Origin of the sequence: Streptomyces sp. F001 (assembly GCF_004187715.1) — a bacterium.
Taxonomy (GTDB): Bacteria; Actinomycetota; Actinomycetes; order Streptomycetales; family Streptomycetaceae; genus Streptomyces; species Streptomyces flavusporus.
The window spans coordinates 519182-540864 of sequence record NZ_QZWF01000005.1 but is presented as its reverse complement, the minus strand read 5'-3'; the positions used below and the strand labels follow the sequence as shown (position 1 = coordinate 540864).

The following is a 21683-nucleotide window of genomic DNA, read 5'->3' as shown; positions in this document are numbered from 1 at the left end:
CCAACGGGCACCTGAGTCTGCTGGCGTACGTCCTCGTTGGTGTCAGGCGTGGATGTCAGCCGCAGCGTGCTTGGCCTGCAGTTCAGTCGCCTGAGTGGCCCCAGAAATGGATCTCTTGGGGGTTCCCCTCGTCGTCGTGCAGCACTGCGCATCGTCCGATCCATCGTGACCGGGGGAAGACGTCGAAGTCCTTGACGTGCGCACGCGTCAGCTTGTCAGTGCCCAGCAGCTCGCGCGCTTCCTCGGCAGTCACGGGTTCCACGGTGTTGTAGTCCGGGGTGTCGTCGGGCCCCACGACGCGGAAGATGTCCAGGATCGAGTGGGTGCCGGTCTCCTGGACCAACTCGTCCTCCCACAGCTCCTCCAGCGACTGCGGCCGCGGTTCTCGCTCCTCCTCCGGCCGCCAGTCACCGCCGTTGACCCAGTAGTAGTCCCCAGCCTCGAACACCTCACGCCGCAGCTGCTGAAGCGCCGCGTTCAGGTCTTCCTGGTACGGCACGTAGTAGTCCCACCCCGAAGCCCCACCAGCCCTCATCCCCTTCCGTTCTCTTGGATAGCGGAAGCTAGCACCCGTCTCTGACATCGAAAGCCCTCAGCTTGGGAAGCTGCGGATCTCTAGGACCTGATCGGTGGGCTGACCTGCCCGAATGGCTGGTTCGTGGTCTCTTCGGGCTCGGGTGCTTTCACCGTGATTCCCCGCTGTTCCCCGCTCGATCTGGTGCGGTTGTGGTGCGGGGTGAGGATCGCGGGAGCAGATGTGTCCCCGTCTCCGAGGGCTCACGTGCCGGGGGCGCGAAAGGTGACCTGTCGGCGGGCGGCCTCATCGATCTCGTCGAGGGTGATGAGAGGGGTGGCCCGGGTGTGGAGGGCTCCGCTGGCCTTGACGGTGAGGCTGACGGCGGCCATGGAGACCGAGTCGGGGAAGTCGACGATGAGCACGATGTCATCCTCCCCAAAGGCGAAGTACATGGCCTCGACCTGCCCGCCGAGGCCGGTGACGACCTGGTCGACGGCGGCGCGGCGGCCGCTCGCGCCTTCCTTGAGCAGCCCTTTGGTGCCCTCGGGCGTGTAGGTGGCCTGAATGAGGAACTTCGGCACAGGCGTGTCTCCTGCTGATTGATTGTCCGGTGTGCAATGGCCTTCCCGCTGCCGCATCGATCGCTATTCGCGGACCGATTGGATTCACTCGTTGGAACCCGCGCCTCTTTTCTGCTGATCGCTGTCGAGGAGCTGCAGTAGCGCCGAGCGGCATACGGCTGCACAAACGCGAAGACCCCGGCCTCAGCGTTTCCGCTGGTGACGGGGTCTTTGGGCGCCTTATACAGGGTGCCCCCGGCAGGAATCGAACCTGCGCACACGGCTCCGGAGGGCTCGTGCATCCCATACGTCTTAGCAGGGCAGGGTGCGCGCGGGGCGGACCGGCTCGTGTTCTCGTCCACGGATGGTCCAGGAACGCGGCACAAGTGGTCGCTGCCCTCGGACACGCGGCTAAGCGGCTCAACGGATCGTGTTCCACGGCCGCAGGAGTCCTCGCGAACGACCGTCGGCGGGTGGAAGGCAGCCATTCCCCTTCGCAGTCGCACATCCTCGCGATGGGTCGGGTCTCATCTGGCAGGGAGATCCTGCACGGTACCACCATGGTCTCCCGCACACGGTCTACGGCCGGAAGCCTTGACCTGCGTGACGAACCGCGTCTGCATCTGGCGGCAGTGGGAGGCGGCGACGCGAGGCGTTCGAGAGGACGATTCCGGCTACTCGCAGTCGTGGGCGCCTGCCGAAGCCCGCCCTTGCCGGCAGCCGACTGTGCTACGAGTTCAAATTAATCTTCACCATGGGGTATGTCCTCTCATGGAATCGCATGCGTGCGTATGGCGAAGACTAAGCAAGACGCCGCCTTTCTCCTGGTTCTGGAGGGAGAATCGATCCAACCTGGAAAACCCCAGGCTGAATCTCGGTAGACTTCCCCCTGATCCAGCTAGCAACGTTCTTGGGCCACTTCGTTTCGCGCGACCATTTCACGCCCGCGAGATTCGCTTCTGAGAGTACCGCCTTGTCCATTGAAGCGCCAGACATATTTGCGCCTGTCATGTTGGCCTTAGAAAGGATTGCTTTTGACAGGTTGGCCCCCACTAGATTGGCTCGCGATAGATCGGCGGAAGTTAGGTTTGCTCCTTCCATGTTGGCGTCCACGAGCATCGAAGTCTGCAGGTTTGCGAAGCTCAACTCTGCAGAAGTCAAGCTTGCATCCATGAGGCCAGCATTATAGAGAACTGCGTGAGTAAGAATGGCTCCGTCTAGGCGGCCACGACTCAAGTTGGCGCGACTCAGGTCGGCTCGCATAAGATTGGCCCGACGGAGGTCAGTATTGTAAAGCCTGGCGTCGGACAGTTTGGAGTTTGAGAGGTCTGCATTGTAGAGCACGGAATTGCTTAGGTCCGCCCTGCTTAAGTCACCTTGCGGTAGGAGTGCAAAACGCATGTCGAGATCGCGTAGAATCGCGCCTCTCAAATTGGAGGGGCTTACGCTTGCGACGCGTGGATGATAGGCAATCGTTGTGTGTGCGAGAGCAGAACGCAATTGGCGTGCGATGCCGTTTGGGGCGATTTGGATTGGAGGATTCGCTGCCGGTGACACCCTGCCAAGTGCCATCAGTACCTGATGGAAGAACTCAGAGCGCATGACTCTGGCCTCCCGTCACATCTGGAGAATGCGGCTGCGAAGTACTCACCGCGGGATTGACGTCGGTAGCTGGTGGCGGTGGCGTTGCTGTAGGAGCAGGGAGCTGTTCGACGGCAGGATGGGAAAGTCCTCGCCGAGCGAGTTGCTCTAGGATCTTGGGAGCGGCTACACCAGCGGCGACTGCGCCCACAGGGCCGGCAACTTGCTGGGAAGCACCTAGGGCAGCCGCCAGCCCAGCACCAACAGCTAACCGGATGAAAACTGACAAAAGATAAGGGCCGAAGGGGACTTCGCCTTTGATTGTCCAGGGGTAGCCCTTAACGCGCCGGATGGCCGAATAGAGGTCTAGGCCCTCGATGAACCCTGCACCCGCTAACCCCCAAAGTAGGGCGATCCACCACTCCACAGGGGCCTCCTATCGACGCGGCGCACGTGCCAGGGTAGAGCAACGACTCAGGGCGCGCTGGTTGATCAGCGAAAGACAACTGGTCGCAGGGCAGCCCTCATCATGCAGCAGTCCCGTTGGTCCACCCCTGAGTGTGACTGTCTCGCCCACAGGTTCGGGAACGCGGCCGACCGGCCGGGCCGCCGGCCGCGCTACGACTCCGACATGAGCGATGCCGAATGGACCCTGGTGCGGGATCTGCTGCCGATGCCGGGATGGCTGGCGGGCCGCGGCGGCCGTCCGGAGGGCTACTGCCACCGGCAGGTGATCGACGCCGTGCGCTACCTCGTCGACAACGGCATCAAGTGGCGGGCGATGCCGTTCGACTTCCCGCCCTGGCCTCGCGTGTATGCCTTCTTCGCCCGCTGGCGGGATGCGGGCCTGGTGGCCGAACTGCACGACCGGCTGCGGGGAGCCGTCCGTGAGGCGGAGAGCCGTGAGGAGGAGGCGAGTGCGGCGGTCGTGGACTCACAGTCGGTGAAGGCGGACGCCACCGTCGCCCACGGCTCACGGGGATACGATGCCGGGAAGAAGATCAACGGAGGCAAGCGGCACCTGCTCACCGACACGCTCGGACTCCTGCTGGACGTGGCTGTCACGCCGGCGTCCACGACCGACCGGGACGCCGCCCGCATCCTGCTGCCCGCGGCGACGAATCGCTTGCCGCGGCTTTCCCTGATCTGGGCCGACGGCGGCTACCGCGGCCACCTCCAGGACTGGGCTGTCCAGCACCTCGGACTCGTTCTCGACGTCGTCCGCCGAAGCGACGACGTCCAAGGTTTTGAGGTCCTGCCCCGCCGCTGGGTCGTGGAAAGATCCTTCGCCTGGCTCCTGCGCAGCCGGCGCCTGGTCCGTGACTACGAACGGCGCACCGACACCAGCGAAGCCGTCATCCGGTGGTCGATGACCATGCTCATGAGCCGCCGCCTGATCACCGCATGCCGGGACCTCGACAAGTTGTACCCGGATCGCCGCCTTTGGGCCTGGGCTCACATGCTCGGCTTCCGCGGCCACTTCTCCTCGAAGTCCCGCCGCTACTCGACCACGCTCGGCGCTCTCCGCCAGGCACGTGCGGACTTCCGAGCCGCACAGGAACGAGAAGCGCTCGGCGTCGACCGCGAGCCGGACACCGTGCTCGTCCTCGACGACTGGCAGTACGCCGGACACGGCCACACCCCCGGCGAATCCGCCCTCGCCGCCACCATCGCCCGCGACCTCCAGCTCAACCGCGAAACCGCCCGCGAAGCACTGGCCGCGTTGCCGGTAGAGGGGGAGTGGTGACCATGGATCGCCTGCTCACCGTGAACCAGGTCGCCGAAGTCCTCGGCACGACCGTGCGCTTCCCGCGGCGTCTCATCGAGGAACGCCGGATCACCTTCGTGAAGGTCGGCCGACACGTCCGCATCCCCGAGAGCGCCGTGTCCGCCTTCGTCGCTGAGCACACTGTCCAGCCGGTGACCCTCCGGCCTGTTGTTCTCAGGAGGGTTGCCTGATGGCGAACAATCGGGGCAGGCGTCGCCGGTTCGGCTCGGTCCGACAGCTCAAGTCCGGCCGCTGGCAGGCCCGTTACTGTGATCCGAGCGCGGGGCAGCTTCGCAGCGCAGAGGAGACGTACGCCACCAAGACGGATGCGGAAGTCGCGCTGACCCACATCGAGGCGGACATCACCCGTGGCCAGTGGGCCGACCCTGAGGCGGGCAAGGTCCACTTTGGTGAGTACGCCACTGCGTGGCTCAAGGACCGCAAGCTTGCGGCCCGTTCGCGCGAGCGTCATGAGTCGGTGATCCGGTTGCATCTGCTGCCCACCTTCGGTGACCGGTCGCTCTCCTCGATCACGACGGCTCAGGTTCGGGCCTGGCGTACGGCATGCCTCGCGCGGATCGGTGAGCCGACCGTGGTCAAGGCGTACCAGATCATGCGGGCGATCCTGAACACGGCCGTTGACGATGAGCTGATCCGGCGCAACCCGTGCCGGATCAAGGGAGCCGACCGCTACGACGTGCCAGAGAGGCCTGTCCTCACCGTGGCCGAGGTGTTCGCCGTGGGCGACGCGATCACGCCGCGTTATCGGCTGCTCGTCCTACTGGCCGCCTTCACCGGGCTGCGCTTCGGTGAGCTGGCCTCGCTCCGTCGGCGGGACGTCGACACCACGAACGCGGTGCTGATGGTCCGGCGCTCACAGGCGGAGATGCAGACGGGTGCCCTCTTCGACAAGGCGCCCAAGTCCGATGCCGGTGTCCGGCCGGTGGCCTTCCCGACCGAACTCCTGCCGGACGTGAAGCGCCACCTCGACGCCTACGCCGGACCGGGCCGTGATGGTCACGTCTTCCGTGGTCCCCAGGGCGGTCGGCTGCGGCGGAGCAACTTCCGGGACGACTGGATCAAGGCGCGGACCAAGGCGGGCCCGCGAGGCGAGGCTCGGCGCCGCGCCCGGGCGGTCACTGCCCGGCCCCAGAGAGGCATGACGTCACCGACCTCGACCGGCCGCATCGGTACGTCGCGTGCGCGCCGGCAGGAGCGGAGCGACGTCGATGTCCTTGGCGGTCGAGACTGCCCACCGGGGCCGCGTTGTGTCAGGGCAGGCCGGGGGTTGAGGAGGAGACGGGCCGTACCTGCCTCCGACCGGTGCCGGCGGGCGGCTGCGGCGCGCGGTCCTCTAACGCGGCTCCTGGGCCGCCGCCCGGCAGGCACCGGTCGCGGCGCCGCCCGCCACTCCGGCCCCGGTCAGCCCGGTCACACAACTCTGCAGGTCTCCGACCACGCCACGGCTGCAGGCCGCTGTGACGGAGTCGGAAGCGGTGGCACCGGCCAGTTCGGCCATCTGTGTACAGGCGGGGATGTCGGCCCGGACCGGGGGAGCTGCGAGGACCGCACCGCCGAGGGTGAGGGTCATGCCGGTGAGGGCACCGGCGATACGGATCGACGTGCGCATGGGACGCACCTGCCTTCCGGGTTGGTCGCGCGGTCCTGGTCCCGGCGGGCCGGATCCACGCGGTAAGGCCGCCTGGCGACGCTCGGTGAGTGGTACCCCCGGCCGGCGCGCTCACAGACTGACCGCACGATTCTGCGTCGCATCCATTGAGCCGCACCGGGACATGGTCGCCAGGCCGAAGGAGAGGGCCCCGGACCTGATGAGACGCACTCGGACCTCCACTCGCGGGCCCCTCACTCCAGCGTCGCATCCTCTCCCCCGCCCGTCCCGGGCACCCGGGGGGCGGCCGCGCTGAGTAACTGCGACGATGGCCGCGAACAGGGTCTCATCAGGGGTGTCCTGCGTCCCTCCACCCTGAGGCCGCACCTTCGACGGCGGTATCAACGGCTTGGCAATCTCCCACAACCCGTCCGGAACAATCCAACTCCATGTACCCCGCCCCATGACGAGACCAACGACGCCTCACCACGTAGGACGCCGTTTAAAGCGCGTTTCCGCAGGTCAACACGGCTCTTAGCATTGGGCCGGTTGCGGACGTTGCCCCCTCCGGAACAACGAAGAGACCATCCATCCGGCCGGGGTGGTCTCTTCGTTCCAGGGCCTGTCCGACGGGTTGCGTCACCGACCCCGCATCCGACAGCACTGTCACCCGAATGGCCCAATAAGACGTGCCACCCATATGGGTGAACATGAAGCTGATTAGTGCCCCAACCGAGGCAATCCGTGAAAGGCGAACCAAATGCGCATTCGACGAATCCTCGCCACCGTCATCGCCACGGCAGCCCTCGCCGGACTCGGCCTCACAGGCGCCGCCACCGCCACCGCCGGCAGCGTCACCCCGCCCGGCAGCGTCACCCCGGGTGAGTGCACGGACGGCGGCGGAACGATCGATCGGTCGACGCCCGTGCTCCCGACCTGCAGGGGCGGCATGTACGACGGGCAGACGGTCGACTAAACCCCACTAGGGCCTGTTGCGAAAGTGGATCGGCGCCCCGCAGCCACGCGCTGCGGGGCGCTCCCTCGCGAGCGTAGCCGGGAGAGTCACAGGGACTGTGCCGACCCTTCGGGCACGCCAGGTCCGAGTCGGCCCGGAAGCACGCGGCGGGCGGGAGTTCCCGAACGCCGTCGCGCGCGAGCGCAGCGAGCTGCCAAGGTTTGCGCGGCCGTAGGTCGCACCTTCTGTTAGGACTCCTAACAAAACTGGTGGGCTTGACCTGGTCAGAGGTTGGTGTCGTGCACGAGGCCGCCGGGTAGCGGGACGCGGTCAGCCGCGTAATCGCACGCGATAATCCCGGCGACGTCGGCGATCATCCCCGGGATACTGGTCGCCCATGGATGAGGTCAAAGTCGTCGTCGCCCATTCCGAGCGCGCGACTCTGCGCGTCGGTGACGTGTTCTTGAAGGTGGACGCCGATCAGGCGCGCATCGACGTCGAGGTCGAGGCGATGTCCCTCGCGCCGGTCCCGACCCCGGAGGTCCTGTGGCGCAAGCCGCCCGTGCTCGCGATCGCCGCCGTCCCGGGGACGGTGCTCGGCCGTCTCGGTGAGCCGTCGACCGCGTCGTCGGCGGCGTGGGCCGCGGCGGGTGCCGCCGTCCGGCAGTTGCACAGGGCGCCGTTGCCGCCCTGGCCCGGCCGGCGCCGCCGGGGCCCCGACGAGTTGGCGGCGGAACTCGACGGCGAGTGCGAGTTGCTCGTGACGAACGGCGTCCTGCCCGCCGACCTGGTCACCCGCAACCGCCAGGTCGCCGAGGCCGCGATCCGGCCGTGGACTCCGGTGTTCACGCACGGCGACCTGCAGATCGAGCACGTCTTCGTCGACGGCGACGAGGTCACCGGCATCATCGACTGGTCCGAGGCGGGCCGGGGTGATGCCCTGTTCGACCTCGCCACCTTGACGCTCGGACACGAGGGGCACCTCGACGACGTCATCGCCGGGTATGGCACCGACGTCGACCTCGACGTGATCCGCGCGTGGTGGTCGTTGCGAAGCCTGCTGGGGGTTCGCTGGCTGGTCGAGCACGGCTTCGACCCGTCCGCGCCGGGCTGTGAGGTCGACGTGCTGAGATCCCGGATGTGAGGCTGCGCGGGCCCGACTGCTACGTATGCGTTCTGACGCATCGAGCAGGCCATCCCCTGGGGCGTATCGCCTGCCCTTACTCTCGACAAAGTGCGGTGCGCAGTCGTCGCCAGCAGATGACGGCGCAGCCGAGGGTGACGAACGCGTGGTGGATGTCGTCGCGGATCTCCCAGCGGGTGCGCAGGCGGCGGAACCAGTGCAGCAGCGCGATCGCTCCTTCCACGACCCAGCGGTACACGCCCGGGCCGGAGCCGTGCCCGGTGCCGCGCCGGGCGAGGTGCGGGGTGATCTGGAACCGGCGGACCTTGTCCCGGTAGACCTCGTGGTCATAGCCGCGGTCGGCGTACAGGTGCTCGGGGCGGCGCAGTGGCTGGCCGCGCTTGCCGCGGATCGGCGGGACGGCCTGGATCAGCGGGATCAGTTGGGTGACGTCGTTGCGGTTGCCGCCGGTGGTGATTGCCGCGAGCGGGATGCCGTGCGCCTCGACGATCAGGTGGTGCTTGCTGCCGGCCTTGCCCCGGTCCACCGGGGACGGACCGGTGGCCGGCCCGCCCTTCATCGCGCGGATGTGGCTGGAGTCGACCGCTGCGCGGGAGAAGTCCAGCAGGTCTGCGGCCCGCAGCTCGGAGAGCAGCAGCTCGTGCAGGTGCTGCCAGACCCCGGCCTCGTTCCAGTCCCGCAGCCGTCGCCAGCAGGTCATCCCCGAGCCGAAGCCCAGCTCCTGGGGCAGAAACTCCCAGCGGATCCCGGTGTACAGCACGAACAGGATCCCGCACAGCACCCTGCGACTGTCCAGACGCTTACGACCTGGACGCCGCGGATTACGTGGGACGACCGGCAGCAGCGGCTCGATGCGCGCCCACAACCTGTCGTCGATCTCCCACGGTCTGGCAGCGGTCTTCCTCGTCTCGACTGGCTCGCACCCCCTTCGGCCAGCATCAACGAGAACTGACACCCCGTCATTCCCAGAGGTCCAGAAGCCTCTTTTTGTTAGGAGTCGTTAGCGGACCTTGTGGCACGTGTGTGGCACGGCCGTGATCATGGCTAAGGGCCAGTTCGAGGGGATCAAGCCCCTGAACTGGCCCTTAGTCGTGTGCCCCCGGCAGGATTCGAACCTGCGACACCCGCTTTAGGAGTTCGATCCATCCCCGGCTCGGTGGGGCCTTCCTGCGTGCCCTGGAGCTACCAGCAACCGCTGACGTCTGCGGCTGTTCGTAGCCGTTGATGTCAGCGTTGGATGTCATTCGGATCATCCAGAGAGCGCCAGGAGGATCAGTTGCAGGGGCATCATGAGGAACGCGAGCGACAGCAGCAGTCCGCCAGCCAGCGTCACGCCCGCTGTGCGCCACACCAGGGTCGAGGCTGCCAGTGAGCAGACAGCCCTGCTGGGGTGCTGACGGTCGTAGACGACTTCGATGCGTTTCGGGTCGCCGCCGATGCCCCTGGCCGCGTAGTCAGGCTCGATCTCGTGCGTCCCGCCCTCCAGGTCGGTGTACCGGAAGAACGTCCGCTTGCCCTCTTTCCGGGCGAACACCGCGACGACCATGACACCCCGCCTGCGCACGGTCCACCGCTTCCACGCCCACCGGAGCGAGGGCACCACGATCAACAGACCGAAGAGGGCGGGCATCACCCCGAGCAGCCACAACGCCGCCTGCTGCGGTTCGCCGGCCCACGCCAGCAGGGCGAACCCGCCGACGTATACGTGGAGGAGAGCGATCCCCACGGCGCGTTCACGGCGTGTCAGCCCCAGGCCCTTCTTCCGGCCAGAGGTGCTCGTCGGCCGCTCCTCGACCAGGGCCGCGCCGCCCTGCGGCGGACCGTTCCTGGACCGTGCTCGGTTGGCCGCCTCGACGAGCCGGCCCGCCGAGGCGGCGTCGCGGCCTTTCAGGATGAACACAGGCCCCGGAGCGCCGTCCACGCCCCACAGCGCTATCTCGACCGAGCGCCGCCCCCGGCCCACGGCCCGCGCCTCCTCTACGGCCTCGACCGGTATCCGCCGTCGCAGCCCCTTCTGCTCCAGCACTACGGCCCGGCCCTCCAGCCACATGGTCTCGCCGTACCCACGCAGCGTGATCGACGGCAGTGGCGACAACGGCGGTGACGGCTCGTAGTGACGGGACATCAGGACCTCTTTCGTTGGCGCTGGAGGGGGTGGCCCGAGCACGCAAAGCATCCTACGTATCCGTCCCCAGGGAGCGGCCATCACCGTGAACCGGCTGGCGGACGCCGTCTGCCTCGCCGCGATCCAGGTTTCTCTGCAGGAGCTGACCCTCTGCAGCCAGGCGCTTAGAAGGCGCTTCGCGCGTTTGCCCGCAACAATGCTCTGACCTGGGCAGTAGCTCGACCCGGTGACGGGTTGTCTGCCGACTTCGACACGCATTCGACTCGCCCTCGTGAGACCTGCAAAAGGCCCCTCAGTAGCCGGTCTACTGATCACCGGTTTCGCTGACCAGCGAGGCTGAGGAAGCCCACGGCTCTGAACAGCTCAGATGCCGTGGGCTTCTGTCGTTGTTGGTTGGCGTTGGGCGGCCTCGCACGGCCCAGGGACGGCCCAGCCGGGCAGCTGACTGAGCCACCCCCGTTGTCAGCGCATGCGGCTATGGTGCGTTCGCCATGGACGGCAACGCTCTGGGGAGGGGCTTTGGGAGCCAAGACGGGACTGCTGGTGTACTCCGACGGCGACGCGCCGGAGTTGCTGCGGCAGGTGGACGCGGCGGACCTTGACCGGACGACTGCCATGATGCGGCGGCTTTACCCGGGCTGTGAGATCGAGGAGTGCGGGGGCTCGAATCTATGGGACGGCGTCTACCCCTCGAAGGGAACGGCGTACGCGGCCAGCTGGCCGGGCGTGGATGTCATCGGCGATCAGAGGGTGATGATCGACGCCCCCTCCGAGCTCCCGGAACACCTCGTGGCGGCAAGCGCCGGCCGACGACTCGTCCTGCATGCGATGCACAGCGTCGTCGATTGGCTGGCGTTCGCCGTATGGGAGGACGGGCGCCTCGTACGCTCCCTGAGCCTGTCCCCAGACAGCGGCATCATCGAGAACATCGGCGAACCGCTCCCCTTCGAACTGCCCTACTGGGCCGGCGACCGCCCGGCCGACATCGTCCCCTGGCCGGGGGAGGAGGAAGAGCCCTACGCCCTGCCCTTCCACCCCTTGGACCTGGGCGAGGACGCCTTGCGTGCGCTCTGCGGCTTCATCCAGGAAGGCCGTCCGCAGCCCGATGATGTCGACGCGGAGGCCATCGCGCTGTACGGATTCCACGTGCGAGACCCACATGGGCCTGAGCCTGCCGAGCAGGAAGCCGCGCTACGGAGGGCGGTTGAAGCGATGCCGCCGCCGCGCGTTTACACCCTGGGGCCTGATGGCTCGTTGATCGAGCGTGACGGCCTGTAGCTCAGCTCAGCCACAACTGACGACCGGCGGCCGTGACCTGCGGCCGCCGAATCGATCAACGCCCTGACCTGCTGTTGAGCCGTCGGCAGTTGTCGACGTTGGTCACCATTGAGCGCCCTTCCACGGCCCGAGGACGGCCCGGGAGGGCGTTCGTGCGTGGGTGATTCGGCCGCCCGACATGGCGCACGACCTCTTCGTCCCGAAGCAACTTGAGTAGTGGCTCGACCTTGAGTTGATGTACCTCTCACCTGCTGCGATGGTCCGTAGGCGTCCGCGGTCGTCCGCCGCTGTCCGTCGGCGTTGTCACGCAGTTAGACACTCACCTCGAATTCGGCATCGTTAGTGGGGCAACCAAGAAGGCTCTGGGACGGCGTCCGTGAGGGTAGGGGGCGCAGGGTGCAGGTAGCGCCAGTCCAGCGCGATATTGCGCAGCGCCTCTGTGACGGCGCCCGGGAGATCGCCGATAGCTACAAGGTCCTTGCGCAGGAAATCGCTACCTCGACGAACTTCGCCGCTCCCCGTCCTCTGACCGAGGAAGTCGAAGTTGAGTGCGCTCAAGGGCGCGTGTTGCTTACCGGGAGCGACGTGCAACTCGATGGGCGGCGGCTATCCGAGGACGGGTCAGCCGTTGCCGAGGAACGCCAGGAGCCGGTTGGTCATCTCGGTCGGCTGCTCCTCGTACAACCAGTGGCCCGAGTTCGGGACCACTTCGCCCGTGACGTTCGTGGCGTAGCGGCGGACCTGGTCCGGGACGGACTGGCCGAGGCTGTACTGGGCGCCGATGGCCAGGACCGGCATGGTGAGCTTGGTCTTGGCGTTGAGTTCGTTGTCCGACACGTCCTGGTTGAGGGTGCGGAACCACTCGAAACTCGCCCGAGTGTGTCCGGGCTGCTTGAGGTAGTGGCCGTAGATGGCGGCGTCGTGCGCGGTCACGCCGTCCTTGTTGTACGCGAGCATGTCGGTGAAACGGTCGATCCACTGTGCCTCGCGGTCCTTGACGGTCTGCTCGGGCAGTCCGTTGGTGACGTTGAAGAAGCCGAAGTTCCAGAAGCCCGGACCCTTAGACGTGAGGGAGGGGAAGTTGTAGAGCGTCTGGTCGGGTATGGGCGCTTCACTGAGGACGAGCTTGGTGACGTCCTGGGGGTGGGCGGCGGCGTAGGCGTAGGCGACCATAGTGCCGATGTCGTGGCCGACCAGTCTGATGTCGTGGTCCCGGTGGAGCTGGGTCAGGAGGCCGTGCACGTCAGTGGCGAGGGTCTTCTTGTCGTATCCCGTGGCGGGGGCGTCGCTGTCGCCGGCGCCGCGCAGGTCCGGGGCGATGACGTGATAGTGCTTGGCAAGTGCGGGCATGATCTTGTGCCACTCGTACCAGGTCTGCGGATAGCCGTGCAGCAGCACGAGGGTCGGGCCCTCTCCGCCTTCGACGAAGTTGATGTGGACGTCGCCCACCTTCACCTTGCGTCCGGCGAAGCCCGCGGGCGGCTTCGGGGTGAGGCCGGAGGAGTCCTGCGCGGCGGCATGGGTCGTTCCGGAGGCCGAGGACCGCGCGGAGAGGACCGTGGCGGACGCCGCGACGACGACACCGGCAGCGGTGAGGGCGGGGATCAGAAGCTTGACCTTCACGACGGTCATACCTTTGGTTGTGGGATGGACTTGGGATCGGACGGGTGTGAAGGGCCGCCGTCGACGGTGATGCCGGAACTCGCGAGGGTTCCTGAGCGGTCGCAGTCCTGCGGGATGCGGCCGCAGGACGTTGGGGTCGTCGGCCCGCCGGTTGCGAAGCCTGTTGAGCTACGGACGGATACCAGAGGGGCCGAGGAGACCGCCGTCGATGCGCTGCTACTCGGCGAGTACCCCCGGCAGGATTCGAACCTGCGCACACGGCAGGCTCAGAGCGTTCCGAGTGCCTTCCTGAGGACATGAACGGCCTGCTCGATCGCCCCCGTCGTCGCCTGCGTGGGCCGCACGGGGTTCAGCATCATGAAGTCGTGGATGATGCCGTTGTACCGGACGCTGGTGGTGGGAACTCCGGCCTGGGTCAGCCGTGCTGCGTAGGCTTCGCCCTCGTCACGCAGAACGTCGTTCTCGTCCACGAGCAGGAACGCCGGGGGCAGGTCGCGAAGGTCGTCCAGCGTGGCGCGCAGCGGCGAGGCCGTGATTTCGTTGCGCTGCTCGTGGTCGGGGATGTAGGAGTCCCAGAACCACGCCATGGCCCTGGCCGTGAGGAACGGGCCGTCGGCGAACTCCTGATAGCTTGCGGTGTCCTGGGCGGCGTCCGTGACTGGGTAGTACATCGACTGGTGCACGAAACTCACGTCACCCCGCTGCTTGGCCATGATCGCCACGGCGGCCGTCATGTTCCCTCCGACCGAGTCGCCGGCCACCGACATGCGGTTGGCGTCGAGGCCTTCGCTCGGCCCATTCTTGGTGATCCACTGCGCGGTCGCGTACGCCTGCTCGATCGCCACGGGGTAGTGGGCCTCGGGCGAGCGGTCGTACTCGACGAAGGCGATCGCGGCCTTGGCGCCGTCGCACAGTTCCCGGATGAGCCGGTCGTGGGTGCCCGAGTTGCCTAGGACCCACCCGCCTCCGTGGATGTACAGGATGACGGGCAGGGGGCCTGCGGCTCCCAGCGGCTTGATGAGGCGGACTCGGACGTCGCCGACCTCGGCTGGCACCGTGAACCACTTGTCTTCGCCGACCTCGACCTTAGCGACCGGCGCGGCCTGAACGTCGTCGAGCACCTTGCGGGCGCCCTCCGGACCGAGTTCGTACAGGAAGGGCGGGCTGGCAGTCGCGTCCGCGAATTCCTGCGCCTCCGGTTCAAGGGTGTGCTTTCCCATTGTTTTCTCCTTTTGTTTTCTCCTTTTGGCGGTTCTCTTGAAACCTGGCTTTTTAACCGGCAGGGATCGGCCTGTGGCGGACACCCCATATTTCCCTCCTTATCCGTGAGGGTTTTCCGTACGCGGATATCCGGGAAACCATCGCCTCTTGCGTTCCCGGTTCGGTGTACACCGGGTCCAGGTCGGCGTGAGGCCCTCGGATCGCGGTCTGTGGATGCACCCGATGCGGGGCGGGCCGCTGCTCTATTGCCCACTGTGCGGGCCGGGCCGCGCGCTCATGGCGCCTGCCGCCCGCGGCCTGGCACACCTGGCCCAGCACGGAAGGCACGAACACTGTCCATTCTCCCCCTTGAACACGGCGGCCGCCTTGCGGCGGCTGGCCGACGTCTGCACCGCCTGCGCGCCACCTCGGGCAGCGCCGCGCCGTCGTCCCAGACTCCACTGCCTCGTCAGCGTCAGCGAGGCCTACGCCTCGCCCGCCTGAGGCAAGGCGCGGGTGGCCTGTGCAGCGGCGTCCGCGGGCTGTCCGAGCGCAGCTCGGGCCAGAAGAAGGATGGCGACGCCTTCCACGGCCAGGCTCAGTAGCGCGATGGGTAGTCCAACGAGTGTGGCGGCGTCAGCAGCGTCCTGCCCGCACTGCGGGCGACCGCTCTTCACGGTGTGTCGGAGGTGTGTCGCGACCAGTGAGAGACAACGAGAGAAGGCGGGAGTCATTGAGGCTGACTCCCGCCTTCTGATGTCGGCATCCGCCCTGGTCAGAGCTTGATTTCTGCTGATCCCAGGCGAGTGCCCCCGGCAGGATTCGAACCTGCGCACACGGCTCCGGAGGCCCCTTGACAGCCAGGCAACGCGGCAGGTCGCGGCCCTGCATCTGGCAGATCAGGCGGAACGAGTCCACGGATAGTCCACAGCCGTTTGAGCCCTGCTTTAGGAGTCGATCCGAGACCCTGCCCGTTCCGGCTACGATAGTGTCCCGCGTGATGGTGTAGCCGATCGACGGTGAGTAGTGCGCCGGTGTGCTCCGGCCGGTGGTGTCCGCTCCCTGCGCAGGGGACGGGCCACCATGCAACTCTCCCTGATGAACGCCCAGTTCATCGAGAGGAGGAGACGCACAGTGGCCCTGTCCCAGTCTGAACTCACCCGCCTGCTTCAGTCACTGCATTCGACCGAAGGACTCGAACTCGTCCGCAGTGTCGCCGAGCGGATGCTGCAGGAACTGATCGAGGCCGAGGCCGCGGCGAAGATCGGCGCCGAGTGGAACGAGCACACCGACACCCGCACCAACTACCGCAACGGGCACCGCGACAAGACGCTCACCACCCAGGCCGGCGACCTCGACCTGGCCATCCCCAAACTGCGCTCCGGCAGCTTCTTCCCCTGCCTGCTGGAGCGTCGGCGCCGCATCGACCAGGCCCTCTACGCCGTCATCATGGAGGCATACGTCGAAGGCGTCTCCACCCGCTCGGTCGACGACCTGGTCAAAGCCCTGGGGGCGGACACCGGGATCTCCAAGAGCGAGGTCTCCAGGATCTGCGCCGCCCTGGACGAGCCGCTGACCGCGTTCCGCACCCGGCCACTGGACCACACCCGCTTCCCCTACATCTACCTCGACGCCACCTACTGCAAGGCGAGGGTCAACCACCAGATCGCCTCGCGGGCCGTGGTCATCGCCACCGGCGTCACCGAGGACGGCGGCCGCGAAGTCCTCGGCGTGATGGTCGGCGACAGCGAGACCGAGGCGTTTTGGACCGAGTTCCTGCGTCACCTGCGCGAACGCGGCCTGTCCGGAGTCCGTCTGGTCATCGGTGACCATCACAGCGGCCTGGTCGCCGCGATCGGCAAGGTGATGCTCGGCGCCGCCTACCAAAGATGCCGGGTCCACTTCCTGCGCAACGTCTTCGGCGTGATCGACAAGCACGCCGGTGAGATGGTGGCCGCGACGATCCGCACGATCTTCGCCCAGTCCGGCCCCAGCGCGGTCAGGACCCAGGTCGATACCGTCGCCGACATGCTCGGCGGACAGTTCCCCAAGGTCAAGCAGATGCTGCTGGAGGCCAAGGACGATCTGACCGCCTTCGCGGTCTTCCCCGAACGGCACTGGAAGAAGATCCAGTCGACCAACCCGCTGGAGCGGGTCAACCGGGAGATCAAGCGCCGCACCGACGTCGTCCAGGTCTTCCCCAACGACGACGCCCTGTTGCGCCTGGTCACCGCCGTGCTCTTCGAGATGCACGACGAATGGATCGCCTTCCCCCGCCGCTACCTCCCCGAAGGCAGCATGGACGACCTCTACCCCGAACTCCCCGAAAGCGCCCCGGCGCTAACCAACACACCAAACGCGCCCACCAGCTGATCGACTACACCATCACGCGGGACACGATCCTTGTTCGAGCACTGACCTGGGCTGACGGCCGAGCTACGGCCTCGTCGGTGTCGTCTGCTTTCACCGTGATTCCCCGCTGTTCCCCGCTCAATCTGGTGCGGTTGTGGTGCGGTCTGTTGACCCTATCGGTCGGCCCTGCTGGGCGTCTTCTGCTTTGGCGGTCACCTGGCCGGCGTTCGCTGCGCACTCAACACAGAGATCAGGCTCATGGGCAGAGTAAGGCTCAAACAGCTTGGAACAGGACGAGCACATCTCCAGGTCCCGCCAAGTGCTGCCGCAGCCAAAGCACATGACAAAGCCTGGGCCACACTCAATAGCGGTTGGGTGCAGATCTTCTGCGGGTGCCTCGTTGGGGTGATTCGCAGAGGTTCGGGATGTGGCCGGTCGTGCCGACTTCTACCGTCGCCGGGGTCGAACCCGCCCTGAGGGGTGCGGGTGCCGAGCGAGGGTGGGTGTGGTGTGCCGTCGTTGATGGAGGCGTTGGAGGCCAGGCGGGCTGAGGTGCTGGGTCAGGCCGAGCGGCTGCGTGAGCAGATCGCTGGTCTGTCCGAGGAGTTGGCGCGGGCAGAGGAGCGGCTGGCGCGGTTGCAGATCGCGCGGGAGACGGTGGAGGAGGTGCTGGCCGCACCGTCTTCTCCGGTGCCGGGCACGGACGCCACGGGTGGGGGTGCCAGCGGAGTCGCCGTGGCGCTGGTGAAGGCCGAGGCAGAGCTGGACGTGACCGTGATGTCGCCGGAGTACCGGGAGATCATCGCCTTGTTCGCGACCTCGGGGGCGGCGATGCGCTGCAAAGAGGTCTGCCAGCACCTGGGGCTGGGGACCGAGCCGCGGCATGTCGAGGGGATGCGCTCGAAGCTGAAGCGGCTGGTGGAGCGCGGGATTCTGGCCGAGCCTTCGTCCGGGCTGTTCAAGGTCGACGGCAGGAAGCAGGGGTGGTGAGCGTGGTGGGGCCGACCCAGGGTGCGCTCGCGGAGTGCGAGGACGCCTTCGCCGCCTCGGCGGGCATGTTCGCCGCGGCGTGTGCGGAGCTGGCGGCCCCGGATGCGGCGGTGATGACGCACGCGGAGCTGGAGGATTTGCTGGGGGCGAGGATGCGCGAGGTCACCCGGCAGTTGTTCCAGGACCACCTGACCCTGCGGGCCAGCAACGAGGTGCGTCGGCAGGAGGTCGTGGACGCCGCCGGTGTCGAGCGCTCCCGGATCGAGCGGGGCCGGCGCCGGATGCTGGCCACGGTGTTCGGCAAGGTCACCGTGGTCCGGATCGCCTACCGCGGCACCAGGGTGGCGGACCTGCATCCGGCCGACGCGGTGCTGAACCTTCCGGGCGGGATGCACTCGCACGGGCTGGCCAGGCTCGCCGCGATCGAGTCCGCCCGCGGCAGCTTCGCCGACGCCTGCGAGCGGATCAACACCCACACCGACTCCGGTATCGGGCACCGGCAGGTCCAGGAACTCGCCGTCGGCGCCGCAGCGGACATCGACGCGTTCTACGACGCCCTGGTGCCCGCTCCCTGCACCGACACCACACCACTGGTCTTGTCGGTCGACGGCAAGGGCGTGGTGATAAGGCCCGAAGCCCTGCGCGAGGACACCGCCAAGGCCGCGGCGGCCAAGGGCGGCAACGCGATGAAGACCCGGCTGGCGTCCGGGGAGAAACACGGCAGGAAACGGATGGCCACCCTGGGAGCCGTCTACGATGCCGAACCCGCGCCGCGCACGGTCGACGACATCATCGCCGACCCAGACCAGCAAGACGACGCCGTCCACGGCGCGGCGCCCGAGCGCCGCCAGGGGCCCAAGGCCCGGTCGAAATGGCTGTGCGGCTCGGTGAACGACACCGCCGCGCAGGTGGTGGCCGCCGTGTTCGACCAGGCAGAGCACCGCGACCCCGGCCACCGCCGTCCTTGGGTCGTCCTGGTCGACGGGGCCCGCCATCAGATCGACCTCGTCAAAGCCGAAGCACAGCGGCGCGGCGTGGACGTCCACATCATCGTCGACCTCATCCACGTGCTCGAATATCTGTGGCGAGCAGCCTGGTGCCTGCACGACAGCGGCGATGCCTCCGCCGAGAGCTGGGTCGCCCGCCACGCCCGCGTCCTGCTGGGCGGCGGCGTGCAGCAGACCGCCACCGCACTCGAGGCAGCCGCCCACGCCGCCGGACTGCGCGGCGCCCAGCGCAAGGGCATCGACGAGGCCGTGAACTACCTGTCCGGCAAGGCCGAGTACCTGCGCTACGACACCGCCCTTGAACGCGGCTGGCCGATCGCCACCGGGATCATCGAGGGAGCATGCCGGCACCTGGTCAAAGACCGCCTGGACATCACCGGCGCCCGCTGGGGCCTCTCCGGTGCTGAAGCCGTACTCAAGCTGCGTGCCGTCCGCGCCAACGGCGACTTCGACGCCTACTGGACCTGGCACCAGCAGCAGGAGTTCACCCGCAACCACCAGACGCGCTACCGCGACCAGGTCATACCCACCCCCTAATCAACAGCACCCTCATTGGATCTGCACCCAAGCTGGATGTCAAAGGCCCCGGACCATGATCGGTCCGGGGCCTTTGCGCTGGTGCCCCCGGCAGGATTCGAACCTGCGACACCCGCTTTAGGAGTTTTCTCTGATCAAGGTCGTGACCTGGGGAAACCCCGTCATGACCGCGTTTGACCTGGAGAAACATGTCTCGGTGGTTCTTGCAGGTTCCCAGGGTTTCCCGGCCTCATGTGTGCTGAATCCGTTCCGGGCCGACTGCAGGGGGGCGACCTCGTGCCACAGGTCGCGGGCGCGCACGGCGTTGGCCAGGGGGAGGCACAAGACGCGGAAGAGTACCCGCCCGTGTGGTGGATCATCACCCCGTTCACGGGCCCCAGTTGCCGTGCTGGTCGCGGTTGTGGGTGCGCCAGGATCCGTGTTCGACAACGCCAAGTCGTGCGTTCTTGAGAACGGACAGGAACTTGTCCGCGGACAGAGGGGTGGCCGCCTTCGCTTCACCTTCACCCGGTGCGTCACGGGCGGTCGGCCGTGCCCGGGGGCGCCGGACCGGTCCCTCGAGGACGAAGGGCACTTCGCTGCCGGCGGAGGGCCGTCCTGACAGCGGCCGGCGTCTAACGGCTCCCTGCGGCTTACCCACCTCGTCGGATCTGCTGCAAGGAGGGCCAAAAACAGGAGATGGCAGGACGAAGGTCCACAAGGCCGAGTACGTTCGACTCGGCCCGCTGACTGCCGGACGGCATCGGGGTTACGCCGGCCGTCTCTCGCCCTCGCGACAGGAGTCGTTGCTCCATGACCTACCGGTTCAACCCGCCGCCCACCTGGCCCGCCCCGCCGGAGGGGTGGAGCCCGCCACCGGGCTGGGAACCGGATCCCGCATGGCCCACACCCCCAGGCTGGCAGATCTGGATCCCGGAAGGGGCCGTGCCGCAGCCGAGCGCACCCGTTCCTCAGCAGTCCCCCTACGGTCCCCAGGCGACGGTCCCGGCCACAGGTGGGGGTCTGTTCGGCCGGCGCCGTAAGCAAGCGGAGTCCGAGGCGGCGCGTCTGGCGGGCGAGCTGGCGCTGATGGAAACACAGGTACGCGGACTACAGGAAGACAACCGTCAGCTGACGGAGCAATTGAGTCGTCTCATCGGAGCCGACAGCGCTCAGATAGCCGCCGAGCAGCAGCGACTGCGCCGCGCGCATGAGGAGAAGCTCCAAGAGATCGGACGGATCGACGCTCTCCTCGACGAGAAGATAGAGCACGCCGCCGAGAGCGCCGCTCAGTCCCTGGTCGACGTGCGCCGCCAAGCCGACGACATGGCTCGGCAGACGGCGGAGGCCGAACAGCGCCTCACGGCCGCGCGCCGGGATCTGGTGCTCACCGATGAGACGCGGATGCTGCAAGAGGCCGGCATTTACGAGTACCGCCATCCGCTCGCCGACGCGCTCGCCTACAAGGACCGGCTCGACAGTCTCAAGGCCCGCTACAAGCAGTTGGCGAGGGACGATCGGGCAGTGCTCGGGAACCAGTACTGGATGGTGGACGGCTCAGCTGCCAAGGGCCGCAAGATGGTCCGTGACTTCTCCAAGCTGATGCTGCGCGCGTACAACGCCGAGGCGGACAACGCAGTGCGCGGCATGAAGCCGCACCGGCTCGACTCGCTGATCGACCGGCTCGGCAAGACGCGGGAGTCGATCGCCCGGCTCGGCGCCACCATGCAGATCCGCATCGGCGATGACTATCACCAGCTGCGGGTCCAGGAGTTGGAGCTGACGGCGGACTACCTGGTAAGGAAGGAGACCGAGCGGGAGGAGCAGCGAGAGCTACGAGCCCAGCAGCGCGAGGAGGAGCGCCTGCAGCGCGAGATCGAGCGCGAGCGGCAGCGGCTGGAGAAGGAACGCAGCCACTACGAGGGCGCCCTGCGCCGCCTGCGCTCCGGCACCGGCGATGAGGCCGCCATCGCCGAACTTGAAGGAAAACTTGCCGAGTTGGGCGCCGAACTGGAGGCGGTCGAGGCCCGCGAGGCCAACATCCGGGCCGGATACGTCTACGTCATCTCCAACGTCGGAGCGTTCGGCGAACGCATGGTCAAGATCGGTATGACCCGGCGCCTCGATCCCATGGACCGCGTCATCGAACTCGGGGACGCGTCCGTCCCCTTCCGCTTCGACGTACACGCCCTGATCTTCAGTGAGGACGCCGTCGGCCTGGAACGCCGCCTGCACCAGGAGTTCGAGTCCCGCCGCGTCAACCGGGTAAACCTACGCCGGGAGTTCTTCTACGTCACACCGGCAGACGTACGCGCCGCCCTGCAGCGGCTCGCCGGACAGCACCTCCTGGAGTTCCAGGACACGCCCGAGGCTCCTGAATGGAGGGCCAGCCAGACCGCTGCCGGGCACTGACGGCTCGACTCAGTCAACCTCGTCGGGTGCCTCCAGACGGCAGGCG

At 67.3% G+C, this 21683-nt stretch carries 15 protein-coding genes and 3 pseudogenes; 11 read left to right on the top strand and 7 right to left on the bottom strand.

The features are described from left to right. Positions 1-82: 82 nt before the first annotated feature. Both StrepF001_RS22640 and StrepF001_RS22635 read right to left on the bottom strand, forming a co-directional pair. Entirely contained in the window at positions 83-499 is a 417-nt protein-coding gene (locus tag StrepF001_RS22640) for a hypothetical protein (protein ID WP_240797616.1), read from the bottom strand. A 278-nt stretch (positions 500-777) separates the two neighbouring features. Then, the gene (locus StrepF001_RS22635) at positions 778-1098 is read right to left on the bottom strand and encodes a GYD domain-containing protein (RefSeq protein ID WP_129800020.1); all 321 of its coding nucleotides are present in this window, start codon (positions 1096-1098) and stop codon (positions 778-780) included. A gap of 2089 nt (positions 1099-3187) precedes the next feature. On the opposite strand from StrepF001_RS22635, the pseudogene StrepF001_RS46485 reads away from it, so the two are divergent. The 4 genes and pseudogenes from StrepF001_RS46485 to StrepF001_RS48165 all read left to right on the top strand — a co-directional run. Further along, positions 3188-4030: pseudogene (locus tag StrepF001_RS46485) on the top strand (IS5 family transposase); the annotation flags it as partial. Positions 4031-4042: 12 nt separating this feature from the next. Further along, a pseudogene (locus StrepF001_RS46480) lies at positions 4043-4405 on the top strand (replication initiator); the annotation flags it as partial. 2 nt (positions 4406-4407) lie between these two features. Beyond that, positions 4408-4617: an excisionase family DNA-binding protein gene (locus StrepF001_RS22620; RefSeq protein ID WP_129800017.1), complete on the top strand. Its 210-nt coding sequence runs from the start codon at positions 4408-4410 to the stop codon at positions 4615-4617. Then, entirely contained in the window at positions 4617-6122 is a 1506-nt protein-coding gene (locus StrepF001_RS48165; protein WP_240797615.1) for a site-specific integrase, read from the top strand. Before StrepF001_RS22620 ends, StrepF001_RS48165 begins: the two co-directional genes overlap by 1 nt. A 231-nt stretch (positions 6123-6353) precedes the next feature. On the opposite strand, the pseudogene StrepF001_RS46475 reads toward StrepF001_RS48165, so the two are convergent. Then, positions 6354-6500 (bottom strand): annotated as a pseudogene (locus StrepF001_RS46475) (IS5/IS1182 family transposase); the annotation flags it as partial. Positions 6501-6795: 295 nt separating this feature from the next. Here StrepF001_RS46475 and StrepF001_RS22600 point away from each other — a divergent pair. Then, on the top strand, positions 6796-7011 hold the full coding sequence (locus StrepF001_RS22600; protein ID WP_129800016.1) for a hypothetical protein: 216 nt from the start codon (positions 6796-6798) through the stop codon (positions 7009-7011). A 376-nt stretch (positions 7012-7387) separates the two neighbouring features. Beyond that, positions 7388-8134: a phosphotransferase gene (locus StrepF001_RS22595; protein WP_129800015.1), complete on the top strand. Its 747-nt coding sequence runs from the start codon at positions 7388-7390 to the stop codon at positions 8132-8134. 76 nt (positions 8135-8210) lie between these two features. On the opposite strand, the gene StrepF001_RS22590 is transcribed toward StrepF001_RS22595, so the two are convergent. Both StrepF001_RS22590 and StrepF001_RS22580 read right to left on the bottom strand, forming a co-directional pair. Continuing rightward, a complete protein-coding gene (locus StrepF001_RS22590) occupies positions 8211-9011 on the bottom strand; it encodes an IS5 family transposase (RefSeq protein ID WP_129800109.1) in 801 nt (266 codons plus the stop codon). A 372-nt stretch (positions 9012-9383) separates the two neighbouring features. Beyond that, positions 9384-10259 carry a hypothetical protein gene (locus tag StrepF001_RS22580; RefSeq protein ID WP_129800014.1) on the bottom strand — a complete coding sequence of 292 codons (876 nt, stop codon included), beginning with the start codon at positions 10257-10259 and terminating at the stop codon, positions 9384-9386. Positions 10260-10778: 519 nt separating this feature from the next. Here StrepF001_RS22580 and StrepF001_RS22575 point away from each other — a divergent pair. After that, positions 10779-11537, top strand: coding sequence for a hypothetical protein (locus tag StrepF001_RS22575; protein ID WP_129800013.1), 759 nt, complete (start codon positions 10779-10781; stop codon positions 11535-11537). A 621-nt stretch (positions 11538-12158) separates the two neighbouring features. Here the strand turns inward: StrepF001_RS22575 and StrepF001_RS22570 are convergent. Beyond that, positions 12159-13169: an alpha/beta hydrolase gene (locus StrepF001_RS22570; protein ID WP_129800012.1), complete on the bottom strand. Its 1011-nt coding sequence runs from the start codon at positions 13167-13169 to the stop codon at positions 12159-12161. 257 nt (positions 13170-13426) lie between these two features. Further along, positions 13427-14380 (bottom strand): alpha/beta hydrolase, encoded by a 954-nt coding sequence (locus StrepF001_RS22565; RefSeq protein ID WP_129800108.1) that lies wholly within the window; start codon positions 14378-14380, stop codon positions 13427-13429. Between the two features lie 1114 nt (positions 14381-15494). Here StrepF001_RS22565 and StrepF001_RS22560 point away from each other — a divergent pair. From StrepF001_RS22560 to StrepF001_RS22540, 4 genes are all read left to right on the top strand, one after another. Then, positions 15495-16733, top strand: a complete 1239-nt coding sequence (locus tag StrepF001_RS22560; RefSeq protein ID WP_206306920.1) for an IS256 family transposase — start codon at positions 15495-15497, stop codon at positions 16731-16733. A 489-nt stretch (positions 16734-17222) separates the two neighbouring features. After that, positions 17223-17702 (top strand): hypothetical protein, encoded by a 480-nt coding sequence (locus tag StrepF001_RS22555; protein ID WP_240797614.1) that lies wholly within the window; start codon positions 17223-17225, stop codon positions 17700-17702. Continuing rightward, positions 17699-19246 (top strand): ISKra4 family transposase, encoded by a 1548-nt coding sequence (locus tag StrepF001_RS22550; RefSeq protein ID WP_129800011.1) that lies wholly within the window; start codon positions 17699-17701, stop codon positions 19244-19246. Before StrepF001_RS22555 ends, StrepF001_RS22550 begins: the two co-directional genes overlap by 4 nt. 792 nt (positions 19247-20038) lie before the next feature. Continuing rightward, complete coding sequence (locus tag StrepF001_RS22540; RefSeq protein WP_240797613.1) at positions 20039-21637, top strand: DUF4041 domain-containing protein; 1599 nt, start codon at positions 20039-20041, stop codon at positions 21635-21637. Positions 21638-21683 lie beyond the last annotated feature (46 nt).